Annotated in this window: 12 protein-coding genes and 1 pseudogene; 10 read left to right on the top strand and 3 right to left on the bottom strand. The window is 41.1% G+C overall.

Translation table 11 applies throughout. The annotated features are described in order from the left end of the window. The first annotated feature begins 104 nt into the window (after positions 1–104). The 4 genes from ATS76_RS16595 to ATS76_RS16580 all read left to right on the top strand — a co-directional run bounded on the left by ATS76_RS16595 (position 105) and on the right by ATS76_RS16580 (position 5,211). The gene (locus tag ATS76_RS16595; RefSeq protein WP_058552959.1) at positions 105–593 is read left to right on the top strand and encodes a (2Fe-2S)-binding protein; all 489 of its coding nucleotides are present in this window, start codon (positions 105–107) and stop codon (positions 591–593) included. 12 nt (positions 594–605) lie between these two features. Then, positions 606–2,897, top strand: coding sequence for a xanthine dehydrogenase family protein molybdopterin-binding subunit (locus ATS76_RS16590; protein ID WP_058552958.1), 2,292 nt, complete (start codon positions 606–608; stop codon positions 2,895–2,897). 202 nt (positions 2,898–3,099) lie between these two features. After that, positions 3,100–4,071 (top strand): GTP 3',8-cyclase MoaA, encoded by a 972-nt coding sequence (gene moaA / locus ATS76_RS16585; protein ID WP_058552957.1) that lies wholly within the window; start codon positions 3,100–3,102, stop codon positions 4,069–4,071. Between the two features lie 105 nt (positions 4,072–4,176). Further along, a complete protein-coding gene (locus tag ATS76_RS16580) occupies positions 4,177–5,211 on the top strand; it encodes a GGDEF domain-containing protein (protein WP_058552956.1) in 1,035 nt (344 codons plus the stop codon). Here the strand turns inward: ATS76_RS16580 and ATS76_RS16575 are convergent. After that, on the bottom strand, positions 5,208–6,146 hold the full coding sequence (locus ATS76_RS16575; RefSeq protein WP_058552955.1) for a LysR family transcriptional regulator: 939 nt from the start codon (positions 6,144–6,146) through the stop codon (positions 5,208–5,210). The two genes, ATS76_RS16580 and ATS76_RS16575, sit on opposite strands and share 4 nt — an antisense overlap. Positions 6,147–6,266: 120 nt before the next feature. Between ATS76_RS16575 and ATS76_RS16570 the strand changes: the two genes are divergently transcribed. From ATS76_RS16570 to ATS76_RS16550, 5 genes are all read left to right on the top strand, one after another. Continuing rightward, the gene (locus ATS76_RS16570; RefSeq protein WP_058552954.1) at positions 6,267–7,436 is read left to right on the top strand and encodes an efflux RND transporter periplasmic adaptor subunit; all 1,170 of its coding nucleotides are present in this window, start codon (positions 6,267–6,269) and stop codon (positions 7,434–7,436) included. Positions 7,437–7,446: 10 nt separating this feature from the next. After that, positions 7,447–10,599, top strand: a complete 3,153-nt coding sequence (locus ATS76_RS16565) for an efflux RND transporter permease subunit (RefSeq protein ID WP_058552953.1) — start codon at positions 7,447–7,449, stop codon at positions 10,597–10,599. Continuing rightward, positions 10,592–12,004 (top strand): TolC family protein, encoded by a 1,413-nt coding sequence (locus ATS76_RS16560; protein ID WP_058552952.1) that lies wholly within the window; start codon positions 10,592–10,594, stop codon positions 12,002–12,004. The genes ATS76_RS16565 and ATS76_RS16560 overlap by 8 nt, the downstream gene beginning before the upstream one ends. 9 nt (positions 12,005–12,013) lie before the next feature. Then, entirely contained in the window at positions 12,014–13,042 is a 1,029-nt protein-coding gene (locus tag ATS76_RS16555) for a zinc-binding dehydrogenase (RefSeq protein WP_058552951.1), read from the top strand. Positions 13,043–13,514: 472 nt separating this feature from the next. Next, positions 13,515–15,770 (top strand): acyl-CoA dehydrogenase, encoded by a 2,256-nt coding sequence (locus tag ATS76_RS16550; RefSeq protein WP_058552950.1) that lies wholly within the window; start codon positions 13,515–13,517, stop codon positions 15,768–15,770. 190 nt (positions 15,771–15,960) lie between these two features. Here the strand turns inward: ATS76_RS16550 and ATS76_RS16545 are convergent, their stop codons facing one another. Then, positions 15,961–16,923 carry an integron integrase gene (locus tag ATS76_RS16545; protein ID WP_058552949.1) on the bottom strand — a complete coding sequence of 321 codons (963 nt, stop codon included), beginning with the start codon at positions 16,921–16,923 and terminating at the stop codon, positions 15,961–15,963. A gap of 241 nt (positions 16,924–17,164) precedes the next feature. On the opposite strand from ATS76_RS16545, the gene ATS76_RS16540 reads away from it, so the two are divergent. Further along, positions 17,165–17,713: a hypothetical protein gene (locus ATS76_RS16540; protein WP_058552948.1), complete on the top strand. Its 549-nt coding sequence runs from the start codon at positions 17,165–17,167 to the stop codon at positions 17,711–17,713. A gap of 403 nt (positions 17,714–18,116) precedes the next feature. Here ATS76_RS16540 and ATS76_RS16535 read toward each other — a convergent pair. Further along, positions 18,117–18,439 (bottom strand): annotated as a pseudogene (locus ATS76_RS16535) (IS110 family transposase); the annotation flags it as partial.

Genomic DNA, 18,439 nt, shown 5'->3' with positions numbered 1-18,439 from the left:
AAGAGCAATGTTGAAGGGTCAAGTTGCTTTAATTTTAATGGTACTCCAACTGTTCAGCACAACTCGCGGTGCAGTTGATTGAAAGCTTATTCAAGGGGCGAGTTATGGTAACGTTTACAATTAATGGCAAAGTGATTGAATCACATGCAAGTGAAGATACACCTTTGTTATGGGTTATTCGCGATGAAGTTGGGCTAAAGGGCACTAAGTTTGGTTGTGGCATAGCAATGTGTGGTGCTTGTACTGTGCATTTAGACGGACAGGCTACGCGCTCATGTGTATTACCTATTGCTGCTGTAGCAGGTAAAAATATTACCACTATTGAAGGTCTTAATAACGAACACCCGCTGCAAAAAGCATGGGTTGATGAGCAAGTACCGCAATGTGGATATTGTCAGTCTGGCCAGATTATGCAAGCAGCAACATTGCTTGCAGACAATCCATCACCAACTGATGAAGAAATTGTCAATCATATGAATGGTAATTACTGTCGTTGTATGGCTTACAAACGTATAAAGTCGGCAATAAAACGTGCGGCTGATGAATCGCAAAGCGCAGTACAAATGTTTAACCCAAATGAGCAAGACGTTTAATTGGAGCGGATAATGAAAAAATTATTTCAAAAAAATAGCGAAACCGTCAACTTAAATCGTCGTTCATTTATGATTGGCAGTGCTAGTGCGGGCCTAGTGATGGCATTTGCACCTGCTTTATTTACAGGGTCTTTGAGCGCCAAAGAATCAATTTCACAACAGGCGTTTTCACCCACTATTTGGTGGACAATGGATACCAATGGTGGGGTAGAGGTTAGTATTGCAAAGGCTGAAATGGGCCAACACATTGGTACTGCTTTAGCACGAATAGTGGCCGACGAGTTAGAGTGTGATTGGGATAAAGTATCAATTACTTACGTAGACACCCACGAGAAATGGGGATATATGGTTACAGGTGGTTCGTGGTCAGTATTTCAAAGTTTTAAACCGCTATCGCAAGCGGGTGCCGCAGGTCGCTTAGCCCTTATTGATGCAGGGGCTAAAATGCTAGGGGTTAAACCAGAGCAATGTATTGCACAAAAAGGGCAAATTATTGCGGGTGGACAATCAGTAAGCTACGCCGATATTGTACAAAAAGGTGAGTTTAATCGTACCTTTACAAGTGAAGAGGTCGCACAGCTCCCTTTAAAACCAGCCAATAAACGTCATTTAACGGGCTTAAATCAAGATTTTAAAGCATTAGATATACCCGCTAAAACAAACGGTACAGCGGTGTATGGTATTGATGTTGAAATAGAAGGGATGGTGTATGCGCGTCCGGTTATTCCTCCAACACGATATGGAAGTAAAGTAACAAGTGTTGATGACAGTGGCGCAAAAGCAATTAAAGGTTATCGCGGTTTTGAAATATTAAACGATCCTAGTAATACCGTCGAAGGATGGGTTGTTGTACTGGCTGACAATTATCACAGTGCTATTAAAGCGGTTGATGCGTTAAATGTAAGCTACCAGGTAGGCAAAACGGCCAACGTCTCCGAGGCAGATATTCAGGCGCAGGGTAAAAAATTATGTGACGATAGCGCATCCGGTACTTTATTTGTAGATGAAGGCAATACGCCTCAGGTTTTGGCCGATGCAAAAAATAAATTTGATGCAACCTACACCACCGCAACAGCAAGTCATTACCAGTTAGAACCACTTAATGCCATAGCTGAATTTAAAGACGGAAATTGGATTGTGCATACGGGTAACCAATGGCAATCACTTACGTTACCGGCGTTAGCTAAAGCCCTTGATATAGAACAAAATAACGTAATAATTCGCCCTTATTACTTGGGGGGCGGTTTTGGCCGTCGATTATTCGGCGATTGGACGGTACCCGCTGCGTTAACAGCTAAAGCAATAGGTAAACCGGTTAAGCTCGTGTTTACTCGCGCCGATGACAGTTTATTTGATCAGTCTCGCTCGGCATCTACGGCTAAGTTAACAGCCTCGTTTAGTGAAACGGGTGAGCTTAGTGCGTTAGAACATGCCTTTGCTGCAGGTTGGCCAACCAAAGCAATGGCGCCAGGCTTTTTAGCTCCGGGTGTTGATGGTAATGGTAAATTTGATTCGTTTTCTGCCTCTGGTGCCGATCACTGGTACAGCATGAGCAACCATCGTGCTCGTGCTATTAATAACGAGTTAGCACAAAGCACTTTTACGCCGGGTTGGTTACGTTCAGTTGGACCGGGTTGGATTGTATGGAGCCTTGAGTCTTTTATAGATGAAATAGCTCACAAACAAAGTGTTGATCCGGTTAAGTTTCGATTATCAATGCTTGACGGTAAAGGCAAACAAGCGGGTAAAGCACCCGAAAGTGTGGGTGGCGCGCGCCGATTACATGATGTGCTCAAAAAAGTGTCAGACAAGGTCAGCTCAATAAAACTCAACGAAAATGAAGGCATTGGTTTTTCAGTTAGTTCAGGGCAAGAGCGCCATATGCCAGCATGGATTGGCACCGCAGCCCATGTTCACGTTAACAAAAGCGATGGTAAAATCACCCTTAAAAAGTTATACGCTGTTGTTGATGCCGGTTTAATAGTGCATCCTGATGGCGCATTAGCGCAATTAGAGGGGTCATTATTGTGGGGAGCCAGTATGGCCTTAAATGAGTCCAACTCATACAAAAACGGCCAAGTAGCTGCTACAAACTTTAATACTTACCTTCCACTGAGAATGCAAGATGTACCAGAAATGGACATTGAGTTTGTGCAAAGTGATGAGTTTCCTGTAGGGTTAGGGGAGCCAGGTGTTATTGGCGTTGCGCCAGCAATTGGCAATGCCGTTTACAATGCAGTAGGTGTGCGTTTACGCGACTTGCCAATGAAACCAAGTGCAGTTTTAAAGGGTTTAAAAGCCTAATTAAATGCTAAAAGCGTGTAAAGCTTTAGTTTACACGCTTTTGCAGTGCGATTTATTAGAGATGTTTAATTTTGAGAGGTATTTGCACCCTCAGAATTAGTTTAAATACGAGTCAACCCATGTGGTACTGTGTAAGCATAAAGCAATTCAACGCTCAAGGCTCAACGGGCTCTGTTTAAAAAAGTAAGGTTAAGGTTTATTTATGCTCATCGACCCAGCAGGGCGAAAATTTAGTTACTTACGTTTATCGATCACCGATGTGTGTAACTTTAAATGTGTTTATTGTTTACCCGATGGCTACCAATGTGACCATGATAGAGAGTTCCTTTCACTGAATGAGATCAGTAATACGATTAGTGCTTTTGCACATCATGGTATTACTAAGCTGCGTATTACCGGGGGTGAGCCTACCCTCAGGAAAGATTTTATAGATGTTATTCGTGCAGCAAAAGATACCTCAGGCATTACAAAAATAGCGGCCACAACAAATGGCTTTTCGATGCATAAACACATTAACAATTGGGTAGATGCAGGCCTTAATGCGATTAATGTGAGTATTGATACACTTGATGCAAGAATGTTTAACACCATTACTGGTCACGATAAATTTAATACAGTGATGAAAGGCATCGACACCGCGTTAGACAGTGGTATTGAATCGGTAAAAATAAACAGTGTGCTAATGAAGCAATATAACGGCCAAGAGCTCGATACCTTTTTAGCGTATTTGAAGCACCGCCCAGTTACTATGCGCTTTATTGAGTTGATGCAAACAAATGACAACAAAGCATTTTTTGATGCAAACCATATATCGGGTCAGTCAATTAAAGCGCGATTGCGTGCAGCGGGTTGGCAGCCAATCATTAGAAGTGTCACAGCGGGCCCAGCTGAAGAGTTTTATCATCCAGATTACCAAGGCCGAATTGGTTTAATAATGCCCTACAGTAATGATTTTTGTAGTTCGTGTAATAGGCTAAGGGTGTCGTCTTTAGGTAAGCTACACCTTTGCCTGTTTTCAGAGCAAGGCATCTCATTACGAGAGTACATGAATGAAAGCTCAAGCCAAGCACTTATAGATCAGCTCTCTGTTTATATTAAAACTAAAAAACCAACACATTTATTGCATCAGGGTGAAACCGGGGTCACAACAAACCTTTCGATGCTAGGTGGTTAGCGGTTAAAATTACTACAATGTGGCCGAATAACACTCAGTTACACTTGTTATATATTTATTACACGGTAGAATAATCCCTTAGTTCGACATTACTGAGTTAATTGAATGGATATCACTGCTCTAAATAGTACCAAAGCATTAAGAAAGCATGTTCTTGTATGGATGTGTTTGTTTTTTGGCTCTGTGTCACTGTTTTTTAGCGTTTTAAACGTATTTAGTGGTGTGTTCTTCCTCGGTTTTTTAGAGTTGTGTTTTTCAGTTTATTGCTTATATACCATTTATCACTTAAACAAACATGCATTACGGTTTTGGCAATCAGTTGTCATGTGTGTGTTGGTGTGCATTATAGTTCTTTACGCTAACCTTATATCTGCCCCCAAATATGGATTATTTGTTTGGTCTTTTGCCTTACCCGTATTGTGTTATCTGTTGATGGGTAAGCGTTACGGTATCTTCTTTTCAGGCACAGTACTTGTTGTTCAATCGTTAACTCTATTTAGTAAATATACTGGCGAATCAATTGTTAATTTTAATATGGCAATTAATTTACTATTAGCGTACGTCAGTATTTGGACTGTATCGCATATTTTTGAGGGAAGCCGTGCGCTTTCATCCAAACGTTTAAAAAATCTAGCGCTGCTTGACCCACTAACGGGGGCGGGTAACCGGTTATCAATGAATCATTATTTTGAAGTGGAACTTATTGATAAAACAAATACCTATTTATTTTTACTCGACTTAGATTATTTTAAACAAATAAACGACAAATTTGGCCACGACGTAGGGGATAAGGTACTTACTGAGATTGCTACGCTTTTAAGAATAACCTTAGCAAAGGGTTACGTGTTTAGGGTTGGTGGTGAGGAATTTGCCGTTATTCATTCGTTTGATTCAAAAGAGAACGCTTTACTTGCTGCTGAAAAACTAAGAGCGACAGTAGAGAAGACGGAGTTCAATATAGACGGTAAAAAAATAAAGCTCACCATTAGTGTGGGTGTGGCAAGTCATCAGGTTAACTCTTCGCTCGAATCCATTTTTATTGAAGCCGATAAACAACTTTATAAAGCAAAACGTTTAGGTCGCAATAAAGTGTATGCTAATTCGAAAGAGCATAAAAATTCTGAACTAATACCTGCCTAATACATTTGCTCAAAGTTTGGAATACCGTGCTCCCATACTGGTTTATCTTTTCCTAAATATTCGCGTACTGCATCAAAAAATAATCGTGTACGTACAGGTAAATCTCTGTGCGGATAAACAGCATACATTGCACTGTAATCCATTAACTTTACATCCGTTAATATAGGTATTAATTTACCGTCGGTAATTTCGTCACCGATTATAAATGCCGGCGCTACAAAATAAGCTGTACCAGAGATGGCTTTCATAAGTAGTGCTTCAGCATCGTTAGCGCGATATACACTTTTTATTTTTTGCTCACATGGCTCACCAGAGCTATTGTAATAGTCCACTGTTTCAACTCTCATAGAGTTGCTCGCATAACTTGCCGCAGGCAAATCTGCTAGTTCTTCCATTGTGGCTGGCATACCATACGTGCTGATAAACTCGGGGGCGGCAACAATTAACAAGCGATTACGGGCAATTTTGCGGGCGATAAGGGATGAATCCTTTGGCTCACCAATTCGAAATGCTAAATCGAACCCTTCAGATACAATATCAACTAATCTGTCATCAAGTCTTAATTCAACTTCAACTTGAGGGAAACGCTTTTGAAAGTCATTAAGTACTGGTTGTAAGTAGCGCCTACCAATGAGTGTTGATGAGGTTATTTTAAGGACGCCACGAGGCTCTAAGTGGTAGTTTTCGGCCATGCGCACGGTTTCGCCAAGCAGCTCTCTGAGCTCACCGGCTTTTTTTATCATTTCTGCACCCGCGGCAGTGAGTGAAAATGAGCGAGTAGTGCGGTTTAGTAATCTAACTCCTAGTTCATCTTCTAAACGACTAATTTGTTTTGAGATCACAGAACGGTCGATATTACGTAATTCAGCAGCCTTAGCAAAAGAGCCTTGCTCAACCACTTCAAGCAACATTAAAAGCCGACTTGTCGTATCCATAAAACCACCATAAATACACTATTGATGCCATTTTGGCATTAATGAATTTAAAAATCTATGGTTTTTGTCCGCAGGTATAAGCCGTAGTATGCGTTCTTAATCAATTAAAGGAGCGTCTTCATGAAAAAACACCTTATCGCTGCTGCATTTGCAGGCGCATTTTTAACACTTGCCGGCTGTGCAGATGAAAGCACACCGCCTTCGGCTCAAGCGCAATTTCTTCAACCTATCGATGTTGCTAACGTACTTGTTAAACCAGTACAAAGCTGGCACACCTATACAACTCGCTTAGAGTCACCGCAAGAAGTTGCACTCATGCCTCGAGTGTCAGGTGTTATAGAAGCGATTACATTTAATGAAGGCGACCTAGTTAAAAAAGGCGATGTATTATTTAAGTTAGATGACCGTCCGTTTGCGGCAGTGGTTGCCAGTTTAAAAGCGCAGGTTAATAGTGCGCAAGCTGCACTTGAACAAGCAAAAAGCGAGGCTAAACGCGCTGAGCGATTAACTGAGCGTAAAGCAATTTCAACGGAACAAGCAGAGTCACGCACGTCTGTATTACGCCAACGCGAAGCACAACTTGCAGCGTTACAAGCGCAATTAACCTCAGCCAAACTTGATTTAGAATTTACAGCCATAGTGTCACCAATTGATGGTGTGATTTCGCGTGCCAATATAACTAAAGGTAACAACATTATTGCAGGGCAAAGTGTGTTAACCAGTATTGTTTCTAACGAAAAAATGTATGCCTACTTTGACGTAGATGAGCGCACATGGAACAGCGACTTCAGCAATGTAACCGCACAAAGCCGTCAACCGGTAGTAATGCAAAAAGTAGGCGAGCGTGGGTTTGCTTACAAAGGTTACATTAACTTTATTGATAACCAAATTAACTCATCAACCGGTACGCTGCGTGTACGCGCCGTATTTGACGAAGATAACAGTCACCTACGTGCAGGTTCATTTGCGCGCATTAAGCTTGCTGCTAATTCAGTAACAGAGCAGATAATTGTCCCAGACAGAGCAATAGGAACTGATTTAAAAAACCGCTTTGTTTTGACTGTGGGTGAAAACAATGTGCTGCAGTACAAATTAGTTACAGTGGGTGAGCGTTATGGCTCTCTTCGTGCTATCACCTCAGGTCTTGCAGAGGGCGATGTAATAGCCGTAAATGGCCCTGCTCGTGTTGGACCAGGTATGCCTGTAGCACCGAACAAAGTAACCATTGATAGCAGTGATGTTGCGTTCACCATGAACAATGACGATTCAAGCTTAGTCGCAAAGCAATAAGGTTTTTTAGATGAAATTTTCACACTTTTTTATACAGCGACCCATTTTTGCGGCCATGCTGTCTTTGGTTATATTAATTGCCGGTGGTATTTCGTTATTCCAACTGCCGGTAAGTGAATACCCAGAAGTCGTGCCGCCTACCGTGGTTGTAACAGCAAGCTACCCAGGGGCCAACCCAACGGTAATAGCGCAAACGGTAGCAACGCCGTTAGAGCAAGAAATTAATGGTACAGAAAACATGCTGTATATGTTTTCTCAAGCAACCAGTGATGGTCGTATGACGCTGACGGTTACATTTGCACTAGGCACTGATTTAGACCGCGCCCAAGTACAAGTACAAAACCGTGTTAACAGTGCCTTGCCACGTTTACCTGAAGAAGTGCAACGTTTAGGTGTGGTGGCTGAAAAATCGTCACCCGATTTAACCATGGTGGTGCACTTGTACTCACCAAAAAAATCGCACGATACCGCGTATTTGTCTAACTATGCAGACCTATATATTAAAGACGAAATAGCACGTTTACCGGGTGTGGGTGATTTGCGTTTATTTGGCGCAGGTAAATACGCCATGCGTGTATGGTTAAACCCAGATGCGCTAGCAGCACGCGAGCTAACAGCAACCGATGTAGTAACCGCACTCCGTTCACAAAACCAACAAGTAGCAGCGGGTAGCTTAGGTGCACAGCCGGTTTCTAACGACAGTCAATTTCAAGTACTGTTAAATGTAAAAGGGCGTTTAAACAGTATTGAAGAGTTTGAACAAGTAATTATTAAAGTGGGTGATGAAGGCCAAATAACACGCCTTACAGATATTGCCCGCGTAGAGCTTGGTCAAGACAGCTATTCTTTGCGTGCTGAGCTTGACTCGCAACCTGCACTTGCAATGCCTATATTTCAACGCCCAGGGTCTAATGCCATTGAGCTTTCTGACCAAGTACGCGAAACCATGGCGCGTTTATCACAAGACTTCCCTGAAGGTGTAGAATACGACATAGTTTATGATCCTACTGTATTTGTTCGTGGCTCTATTGATGCTGTTATTGCCACTTTGCTTGAAGCTATTGTACTGGTAGTTATTGTTGTCATTGTGTTTTTACAAACATGGCGTGCTTCTATTATTCCACTTATTGCGGTGCCTATTTCACTCATTGGTACGTTTGCGGTAATGCAGTGGTTAGGCGTATCTATTAACACCTTGTCGCTGTTTGGCTTAGTACTTGCCATTGGTATTGTGGTCGATGACGCCATAGTTGTAGTTGAAAATGTTGAGCGTAACATTGAGCAAGGGCTTTCGCCACTTGAAGCAACACGTGTTGCTATGAGCGAAGTGACAGGGCCAATTATTGCCATTGCACTCGTATTGTGTGCAGTGTTTATTCCTACGGCATTTATTACCGGACTTTCAGGGCAATTTTATAAGCAATTTGCCTTAACAATTACTATTTCAACGGTGATTTCAGCAATTAACTCGTTAACGCTGTCGCCAGCATTAGCGGCACTGTTGTTAAAGTCTCACGATACTAAGCCAGATGCATTTACGCGTTTATTAAATAAACTATTTGGCCGCTGGTTATTTAAACCCTTTAACCGTGTATTTGACCGAGGCGCCAAAGGCTACGAAAGATTAGTTAAAAAACTAATTCGTATGAGCTTTATTGTAATGATCGGTTATGTTGCCCTAGTAGGTGGAACCATTAAGCTGTTTGATGCGGTACCAGGTGGGTTTATTCCACAACAAGACAAACAGTACTTAGTTGCCATTGCACAACTACCTGATGCAGCAAGCCTTGACCGTACTGAAGATGTGCTTAGACAAATGCAACAAATTGCACTTGAAGTACCAGGTGTTGCTAATACGGTTGCATTTCCAGGTTTATCAGTGAATGGTTTTACCAACAGCCCAAATAGCGGGATTGTGTTTACTCCGTTAGATGCATTTGAAGATAGAACCGATCCGAGTAAATCGGCCATGGCTATAGCCGCGCAGTTAAATCAAAGGTTTGCAGCAATTGACGAAGCGTTTGTGGCAGTATTTCCGCCGCCGCCAATTCAAGGTTTAGGTACTACAGGTGGCTTTAAACTTCAAATTGAAGACAGAGCAAACAAAGGTTTTGAAGCGTTATTTAACAGCCTACAAACAGTGATTGGCAAAGCGCAACAAGATCCAGCACTCATGGGGCTTTACTCAAGCTTTAGAATTCAAGTTCCACAAATGGATATTGATATTGACCGTGAACAAGCGTTAATTCAAGGCATTCCGCTTGACGAAGTGTTTAATGCTTTACAAATATACTTGGGTTCTGTGTATGTAAACGACTTTAATATGTTTGGCAGAACGTACCAAGTAAATGCGCAAGCTGATGCTGATTATCGTCTAGACCCTGATCAAATTCTTAACCTCAAAGTAAGAAACCGTGAAGGTAACATGGTGCCATTAGGCTCAATCCTAACGGTTACGCCAACAATTGGTCCAGACCGTGTAATGCACTACAACGGTTACCCAAGTGCAGAGCTTAACGGCAGTCCTGCACCTGGTTTTAGTTCTGACCAAGCTCAACTGGCAATTGAGGCTATTTTGGCCGACAACTTACCCAGTGGTATTGAATACGAATGGACTGAAGTAACGTACCAACAAGTATTAGCAGGCAACACTATGGTGTATGTGTTCCCATTAGTTGTGTTACTGGTGTTTATGGTATTGGCTGCACAATATGAAAGCTTACGCTTACCATTGGCAATTATTTTAATTGTTCCAATGACGATATTTTCAGCATTACTTGGTGTTTGGTTTGTAGGTTCAGACAACAATATATTTACGCAAATAGCGCTTATTGTGCTGGTGGCCTTGGCCTCTAAAAATGCGATATTAATGGTTGAATTTGCAAAAGATAAAAACGATACAGGCTTATCGCATATTGATGCAATATTAGCGGCATGTCGTATGCGTTTACGCCCAATACTTATGACATCAATCGCGTTTACAGCGGGTGTTATACCACTTGTACTAGCAACGGGTGCAGGGGCTGAAATGCGCCATGCAATGGGTAATGCGGTGTTCTCTGGGATGATTGGTGTAACCGTGTTTGGTTTATTGTTTACTCCGGTGTTTTACATGCTTGTTGTAAAGAAAAAAGGTAACACACAGGAGTTATCAAATGACTAATCAAATAGCAAAGCGGTTTAAAACACAGTTAACCGTAGCGTCTGTATTAATGGTCACGCTCATATCTGGCTGTGCAAGTAAGATTGACGTGCTTGACGAGCAAAAAACAATTAACGAATTTGTTGCCAGTGCTGCAGTTGCTGACCAGCTAACTGGTGCAGATGAAACTAACTGGTGGCACGCTTTTGAATCTGAGCAGCTAAACCAATTAGTATCAGATGCACTCGCTAAAAACTACGACCTAAAAACAAGTCAGCTTGTACTAAAAAGTGCATTAGCTAGGCTGGGCGAGCAAAAAGCACAATATTTACCGCAAGGTGGTGTTGAGGTTGGCGCTCAAAGAAGCGGCTTAGGAGATACAAACTCACGCCAATCAAGTGCTAATTTTGCACTTAATTGGCAGCTTGATTTATTTGGCCGAGTTACTGCTTTAGTTGATGCGGCTAATGCATCGGCTATGAGCCAAGCAGAGCAAGTTCGTTTACTCCAAATTGAAGTTGTTTCAGCGGTTGTTAAAGGGTTTGTTAGCTATCAAGGCAATGCTGAAAAACAGCGCATTATTAGCTTACAAATACAAGCGCTTGAGCAAAGTATTGATGTGTTACAAGCGCGAGTTGATGAAGGTGTTGCAAGTGAGCTTGATTTAAACCGTACCCTAGCGCAATTACGCCAGCAACAAGCGTTAATTCCTGCCATTGAGTTTGCTAAGTACAGTGATTTATCAACGCTTGCTGTTCTTACAGGGCGTTTAACTCAAAATATTGAATTAACAAATGAACTGAGTGTGTTACGCAATAAATTTGACGTAACACTTAGTAAGCCAAATGCCGCTATTGCACTGAGGCCAGATATTAGCCGTGCAATTTATGACTTTAGCCAAGCCAATAGTTTAAGTGTGGCAGCCAGTAAAGCTTTACTACCTGATGTAAGCCTAAGTGGCTTTGCAGGTGTGTTAAGTCTAGGTAGTAATGGCTTTAGCGATACACAGCAGCAATGGCAAATTGCGCCTAAGTTGCAATGGTCAATCTTAAGCTATCCTGCTCTTTTAGCACAACGAGACGCACAACAGTTTTTAAGTGAAGCCGCTTACAGCGATTATCAAAATGTGGTGCTTAAAGCACTTAGTGAAAGTGAGCTTTCGTTGCAGGGGTTAGTTAATCAGGCACAGCAAAAACGTTTTGCAGATGAACGTTATGACTTTGCTAATAAGGCCTTTTTACAAGCAGAAGCCATGTATGAAGAAGGCCAAATCCCTTATCTAGAGTTGTTAGATGCCCGTCAGGATGTTTTAATAGCACAAGAAAATGCAGTTGAAACAACCATTTTATCGTTACTTGCAAAGGTCAATGCGTACCAGTCATTTAACGGGCGTTGGAGCTATGCATTAAGTAACACAAATAAGTAGAGTTTAACGATGTCTGATACTGATATTTTAGCGCAAAATACTATACCGCAAACAATGCGTGCCATTGTATTAGAAACGCCTAATGAGCAAATAAGTTTAGCTGACATTGAGATACCCGTACCTGAGTGTTCAGATAACGAACTATTGATAAAGGTAGAATATGTTGGCTTAAACCCTGTTGATGGGCATTTTGCAAAATCAGGTTTTTGCTTGTGGCAGTACCCTCATATTTTGGGGCTTGATGCGGTAGGTGTTGTAGTAAAAGCAAGTAAAGGGATTTTTCCTAATGTTGGCGAGCGAGTCATGTGGCACGCCAACGTAGGTGGGCAAGGGGTACTGAGTGAATACACAAAAGTGCCTAATTTTGCAGTGTCTATTGTACCGCAAGAGTTAAACCCAGCGGTTGCTGCTTTGCTGCCTTGCGCCGGAATGGCAGCACTAATTAGCTTAGATAAAATTAGTATCACTGAAGGTCAAACTGTTTTTATTGAAGGTGGGGCAGGTGCAGTGGGGCAGTTTGCTATTCAGTACGCTAAACAGCGTGGCGCTGATGTATTTGCAACAGCCTCTAAGAAAAACCATAAACTCGTTAAACAGCTTGGCGCGGATGTTGTGTTTGACTACAACGATAAAAAGTTGTGTGAAAAAATTCGTAGAGAGCTAGGGCCGCAAGGGTTCGATGCAGTAATCGATACCGTGGGTGGTGAGTCGACAGCGCGTAATATCGAACTCATGCGATTTTGCGGCAAAATAGCCTGTTTAAATCCATTGCCATGTTTTGACCAAAATTTAATGTATAGGCGTGCACCTAATATTAGTGTTGTGTCGCTTGGTGGTGCATGGTTGGCTAATAGTTTATGTGCCCAACAGCGTTTAAGTTTTATGGGCAATTTATTACTCGAAGGCGCCACTAATGGTGATATTAAAGCACCGACCTTAACGCCTGTTGAGTTTAACGCAAACGCGGTATCTAATGCCTTAAACACGCAGCTCGCGGGTGGTTTTACAGGCAAGCATGTCGTAAAAATAGGCTGTTAAAAAACTCTGATTAATACAAAACGCAGCCTGTTTAAGCTGCGTTTTTTATGCCTTTTTTAGGTGTCATTCACTTGCTCTTTTTTATACATTTACACTAACAAGCAAAAGTATTTTAAAAAATTCGAGTGGCCATAAATCACGTATTTAACGTGTCAACTTACCCTGTTCAATACAATAAATCAGGCTTAAATTTCAAAAATTAAAACAGTCTGTATTTAAAAAAATACCCCAATCCGTTACCCACTTTACAGATTATTGACTAGTAGGTGCCTTAGCACGACGTTTTATCCATCAATCTTAAAAAATTTATCATTTTCAGCGTACAGGTGTAAGCCTTTGTGTTTCAACAGTTTACGTTCGGGTAAAGAAAATAATTTGAAAAAACTGTTAATTAATTGAATAGAGTAATTGATCTAAAGCGATTTTTATGACGTAATGTAGGTATTATTTATCTGGTCGGATGAGTTCAATCATGAGTTTACGTACAAAGTTAAAAAAAGTTTTACCAAGTATTTCTATCACTGAGCAAGAAGCGCTAGACGCGGGTGATGTTTGGCTTGAAGGTTCTATCTATCAAGGTAAGCCTGATTTCAGTGCATTACGCGATGTACCAGCAGCTACATTAACAGCTGACGAACAAGCATTCCTTGACGGCCCTGTACAAGAGCTACTAGGCATGATTGACGATTCAGTAATTCAAAATGGCATTCACTTACCGAATGACATTTTAGAGTTTTTGAAAAAAGAACGTTTCTTCTCGCTTATCATTCCTAAGTCATTTGGTGGTTTAGAGTTTAGCCCTTACGCAAACTCAACAATTGTTGGCACAATTGCGACTAAAAGTTCTGCAGTAGCAGTAACAGTAATGGTACCTAACTCATTAGGTCCGGGTGAACTACTTCTTCATTTTGGTACGCAAGAGCAACAAGCGCATTACTTACCACGCTTAGCAAACGGCACAGACATTCCATGTTTTGCCCTAACAAGCCCAGAAGCGGGTTCTGATGCAGGCGGCATTCCAGACGTTGGTAAAGTAACCAAAGGCATGCACAACGGCGAAGAAGTTCTTGGCCTTGAAATTACATGGGACAAGCGTTACATCACACTTGCACCAATTGCGACTGTTCTTGGTTTAGCTTTTAAAGTTGTTGACCCTGATGGTTTACTAGGTGGTAAAGAAAACTTAGGTATTACCTGTGCACTTATTCCAAAAGAGCACCCAGGTGTAGAACTTGGTAACCGCCACGATCCAATGGGTATCCGTTTTTATAACGGTACTACACGTGGTAACAAAGTCTTTGTACCAATGGATTTTGTTATCGGTGGACAGAAAAACATCGGCCGTGGTTGGCAAATGCTGGTTAGCTGTTTAGGTGCTGGCCGTGGTATTTCATTACCTGCGCTAGGTGTAAGTACAGCGCAAGTTGCACTTAAATCTGCATCTGAATACGCAGCAGTTCGTGAGCAGTTTGGCCTATCAATCGGTCAGTTTGAAGGTATTCAAGAAAAACTAGCTGACATTGCGGGTAAAACATACCTACAAGAAGCAATGCGTGTACTGACAACTGAAGGTTTAGGCATGGGCTTAAAACCATCGGTAGTAACTGCAATTGCTAAATACCACATGACAGAGCTTGGTCGCGACGTATTAGACTCGGCGATGGACATTCAAGCAGGTAAAGCGATTCAAAATGGTCCGCAAAATACACTAGCAAGTGGCTATGTTGCACAACCTATTGCAATTACTGTAGAAGGCGCAAACATCCTTACTCGTAACCTGATGATATTTGGTCAAGGTGTTATGCGTTGTCACCCATATTTACAATCTATGGTTGAATCAATCCACAGCGACGACAAAGGCGCTGATGCAGAATTCAACGGTATTTTACGTAAAACAATTGGTTACAGTACAGCTAACAGCTTACGTGCATTCCGTTTAGGTGTATTACCATTTACAGCTGGCGCAAGCTCAGCATTACCAGAAGTACGTGACTACGAAAAAGCAGTACACAAGCTATCTGCAAAACTTGCAGTATACGCTGACTTCTCGTTGTTAGTACTTGGCGGTAAATTAAAGCAAGCTGAAATGCTATCAGCACGTTTAGGCGATGTAATGAGCTTCTTGTATGCAGCTATGGCATCAATCAAATACTACGAGCAAAAAGTAGCGAGCAGCGAGCGCGAGCAAGCAGCACCTTACTTCCATTATGCAACTCGCTTTGCACTACAAAGCGCAGAAGAAGCATTGCACAAGTTCTTAGATAATTTCCCTGCAAGTGGTACTCGTAAGTTTATTCGTTTTATTACGATGAACTACTCAACTAAAATGCCAAAAATCAGCGATGATTTAATTCGCGAATTAGCTGAGCAAGCACAGCTTGATACAGCCTTTAAAGCGCAAATAACGCATTTAGTTAAGCCTATCGAAGGTGACGGTCATCACATCAACGAGCAAGCTTACAAAGCTAAAATCGCATCACTAGCTGAACTTGCAAAAGTTAAAAAAGCACTACGTGCAAGAACTATCAAGCCAGGTGCTCGCTTTAGCATCACCCTTGAAAACGCACTTGCTGCAAACGTAATTACAGACGCTGAGTTTGCTCAGTTAATTGATTACAACAAAAAGCGTGAAAAAGCGATTCGTGTTGATGAGTTTGATTTTGATATGAACATATTAGATGACAACGCACAACCAGTTAACCCACTTAAAAGTGTTGTTAACCAGTAAGCTATAAAGTTAATTCAATGATGCAAAGCGCCAGCAAAATCGGCGCTTTTATTTTTGAGCAAATAATTAGTGTGGAGCCCCGTTTGATTAAAACTAAACGGGGCTTTTTTGTGTGTTATTCAAAGTAGCAATAGATAGCGATATTGGTTTGAAAGCAAATATGTAACGGTAGAGGATTAAAAAGAGGCACTCATAATCTTGAAAAAGGGCTAACAACCCCATTAGCACCTTGCTGCAATACATGAGTATATATCTGCGTAGTACGTACATCGCTGTGGCCTAGTTGTGCTTGAACTGTGCGGATATCAGCGCCGCTTTGCAGTAGATGAGTAGCAAAAGAATGGCGCAAAGTATGAGGGGTAACATGTTTATTAATCTTTGCATCAAAAGCGGCTTTTTTAACAGCGCGTTGTAATTGCTTTTCATCAATATGATGGCGCCTTAATTGTTTACTTTCGGGATCAAGACTTAATTTATAAGATGAAAATAAATATTGCCAGCCCAGCTGCTTATTATGATTTGGGTATTTTTTACGTAACAAATGCGGCATATACACACCGCTATACAAAGGGTTTTTAAGATCTAATTGTAGATAACTATCAACTAATTGTATTTGAGAACGTAATTGCGGTGTCAGCTCTAATGCAAGTGTTACAACACGATTTTTGCCTCCTTTGCCATCCCAAATTCGAATGCAGTTATAGTCAAAGTCAATATCGTGAACCCGTAAGCGCAATACCTCCATTAAGCGCATACCACTACCATAAAGTAGTGCACACGCTAAATAATGCTTTGCTACACAGTGTTTAAATAGTTCTGAAACTTCTGTTTGAGTAAGCACAACAGGTAGTTTTCTTGGGCGTTCACTTTTTACAAAGTTTAATGATAATGAGAGGGGGGTCTTGATTATTTCTTTATATAGGAAGCTTAGCGCATTTAGTGCCTGCGCTTGTGTGCCTTGCGCTACGTTTTGCGAGTTTACTAAATGGTTTAAATATAATTCAACTTGAGTGTCCCCCATAGAGGTTGGGTGCTGCATATTATTAAAGCGGATATAGCCACCTATCCAAAAAAGATAAGCTTCAATAGTGCTCTTTGCATACCGCTTTTTATACATAAGGTCTTTAATCATGGTTAGAAAGGGAGATTTCATAAATGATACTCAACTTTTAAAGTGCACTGTATATATAGACAGCTATTTGTATTATGTCCAATAACATTATTAAAAGTCGTTTTGGTGTATTTTAACGACAATAACTTTACAATATACGTAATTACTTGTTTACATTGAAGTTGTTTAGTGGAATTATTAAGCAATGTAATATACGCCGTTTTGGGGTGTTATAAACCCCCAAAGTGGTGTTCAATAAGCTGTTATATTAGCAAAGGAAGCTATGCGTACATTTCTAGCATTTATGTTTTTAATTATTATTCAAGGGTGCAGTATTTACCCTGGAACATATTATGCCCCGCATTCAAAGTTAGGTGATGTTGTCTCAGTTGGTCATTGTGGAGATAATTCGCCATCCAAACTTATTTTCGATCAAGGAAACGTTAAGGTATCTACTCAAGCGGGTGATGTTCATATTAATTATGATCAAACATGGATTTGGTTTGAGGTCGAATCAAAAGAACTATTCGATTTAAAACTACCTCCGCAAAGCATTTTATTTCTAGTCGATGGCGAACAAATCCTTCCATATGAGGTAAATTATTTTTATCGTGTATCTGACAATGAATGGTATTCCAATGATTTAAATTCATTGGCAGAGTTGCCAACTTCTAACCATAGAGCTACTCACTTTAGGTTAGTTTTTAAATTTAAAAAGCAGAAAAACATCAATTTAAAAATGAATGTGCTCCAAATAAATAAACTCTCACAACCTGTTGAAGTAGAATTTAAAACGGTAGAAAAAATTCGGATTTCGGCATTAAATTGCTAATATAACAAGCAAATTAACAGGACAAATTACAGTTGGCTTTTGCTCCTGCGTCGCTTATTTTAGCCAACAATAATTTGCCCGTTATTAGGGCGTTGGTATGACTCCCACTGTCAAGTTAAACACACTGATCCTTGCCTAACTTCTTAAGCCATAATTACTTCAGCTCGAATTAGAGCGAGTTAATACATAGGATGAAGCAAGTAATGTCGTCGGTTATCTTGCTGATATTCGTTGGTTATTACTATTTCTAGTAACAGAGCAGACCTTACTTATTCCGTCGTGGCACCTGTCTTCAGTCTATGTTCGTGGTTCAATGCAGCGTTAGCTGCATTGCCATCCTAACGCCGTCGGTGGTTGTGCCACACCCGATGCTTGATCCTATGCATTAACTCTAATTCGTTTATCATGCGGGTACTCTTGCCAATCTAAGTTTTGTATTCACTGGCGTAAGCACCACTTCTTTTGCAATAGCCCATATGTACGCAATCATTTCTCGGGCAATGGCGGTGACAACCAGGTTGTAGTGTTTCCCTTTGGCTATCATTTTTTTATAGCGCTTGCAGAGCCTAAGTTGTGCTTTCCACGCAATATCAATAATGTCCTTTGGTAAACCTTCTTGTCGTTTTTGCATATCTGTCGATATATTTGCCGCATACCGATAAGTGTGTGCACCTTCAACGAGAAGGCGTCTTGCTCGGCCGTTTCCGCATTTTGTGATGGCGCCAA

This window comes from Pseudoalteromonas sp. 10-33 (assembly GCF_001469195.1).
Lineage (GTDB): Bacteria > Pseudomonadota > Gammaproteobacteria > Enterobacterales > Alteromonadaceae > Pseudoalteromonas.
This window is presented reverse-complemented; position numbering and strand designations above follow the sequence as displayed.

Excerpts from the sequence above, each read along its gene's own strand:
- ATS76_RS16595 (WP_058552959.1), top strand. The coding sequence starts at position 105 with ATGGTAACGTTTACAATTAATGGCAAAGTGATTGAATCACATGCAAGT.
- ATS76_RS16590 (WP_058552958.1), top strand. The coding sequence starts at position 606 with ATGAAAAAATTATTTCAAAAAAATAGCGAAACCGTCAACTTAAATCGT.
- moaA (WP_058552957.1), top strand. The coding sequence starts at position 3,100 with ATGCTCATCGACCCAGCAGGGCGAAAATTTAGTTACTTACGTTTATCG.
- ATS76_RS16580 (WP_058552956.1), top strand. The coding sequence starts at position 4,177 with ATGGATATCACTGCTCTAAATAGTACCAAAGCATTAAGAAAGCATGTT.
- ATS76_RS16575 (WP_058552955.1), bottom strand. The coding sequence starts at position 6,146 with ATGGATACGACAAGTCGGCTTTTAATGTTGCTTGAAGTGGTTGAGCAA.
- ATS76_RS16570 (WP_058552954.1), top strand. The coding sequence starts at position 6,267 with ATGAAAAAACACCTTATCGCTGCTGCATTTGCAGGCGCATTTTTAACA.
- ATS76_RS16565 (WP_058552953.1), top strand. The coding sequence starts at position 7,447 with ATGAAATTTTCACACTTTTTTATACAGCGACCCATTTTTGCGGCCATG.
- ATS76_RS16560 (WP_058552952.1), top strand. The coding sequence starts at position 10,592 with ATGACTAATCAAATAGCAAAGCGGTTTAAAACACAGTTAACCGTAGCG.
- ATS76_RS16555 (WP_058552951.1), top strand. The coding sequence starts at position 12,014 with ATGTCTGATACTGATATTTTAGCGCAAAATACTATACCGCAAACAATG.
- ATS76_RS16550 (WP_058552950.1), top strand. The coding sequence starts at position 13,515 with ATGAGTTTACGTACAAAGTTAAAAAAAGTTTTACCAAGTATTTCTATC.
- ATS76_RS16545 (WP_058552949.1), bottom strand. The coding sequence starts at position 16,923 with ATGAAATCTCCCTTTCTAACCATGATTAAAGACCTTATGTATAAAAAG.
- ATS76_RS16540 (WP_058552948.1), top strand. The coding sequence starts at position 17,165 with ATGCGTACATTTCTAGCATTTATGTTTTTAATTATTATTCAAGGGTGC.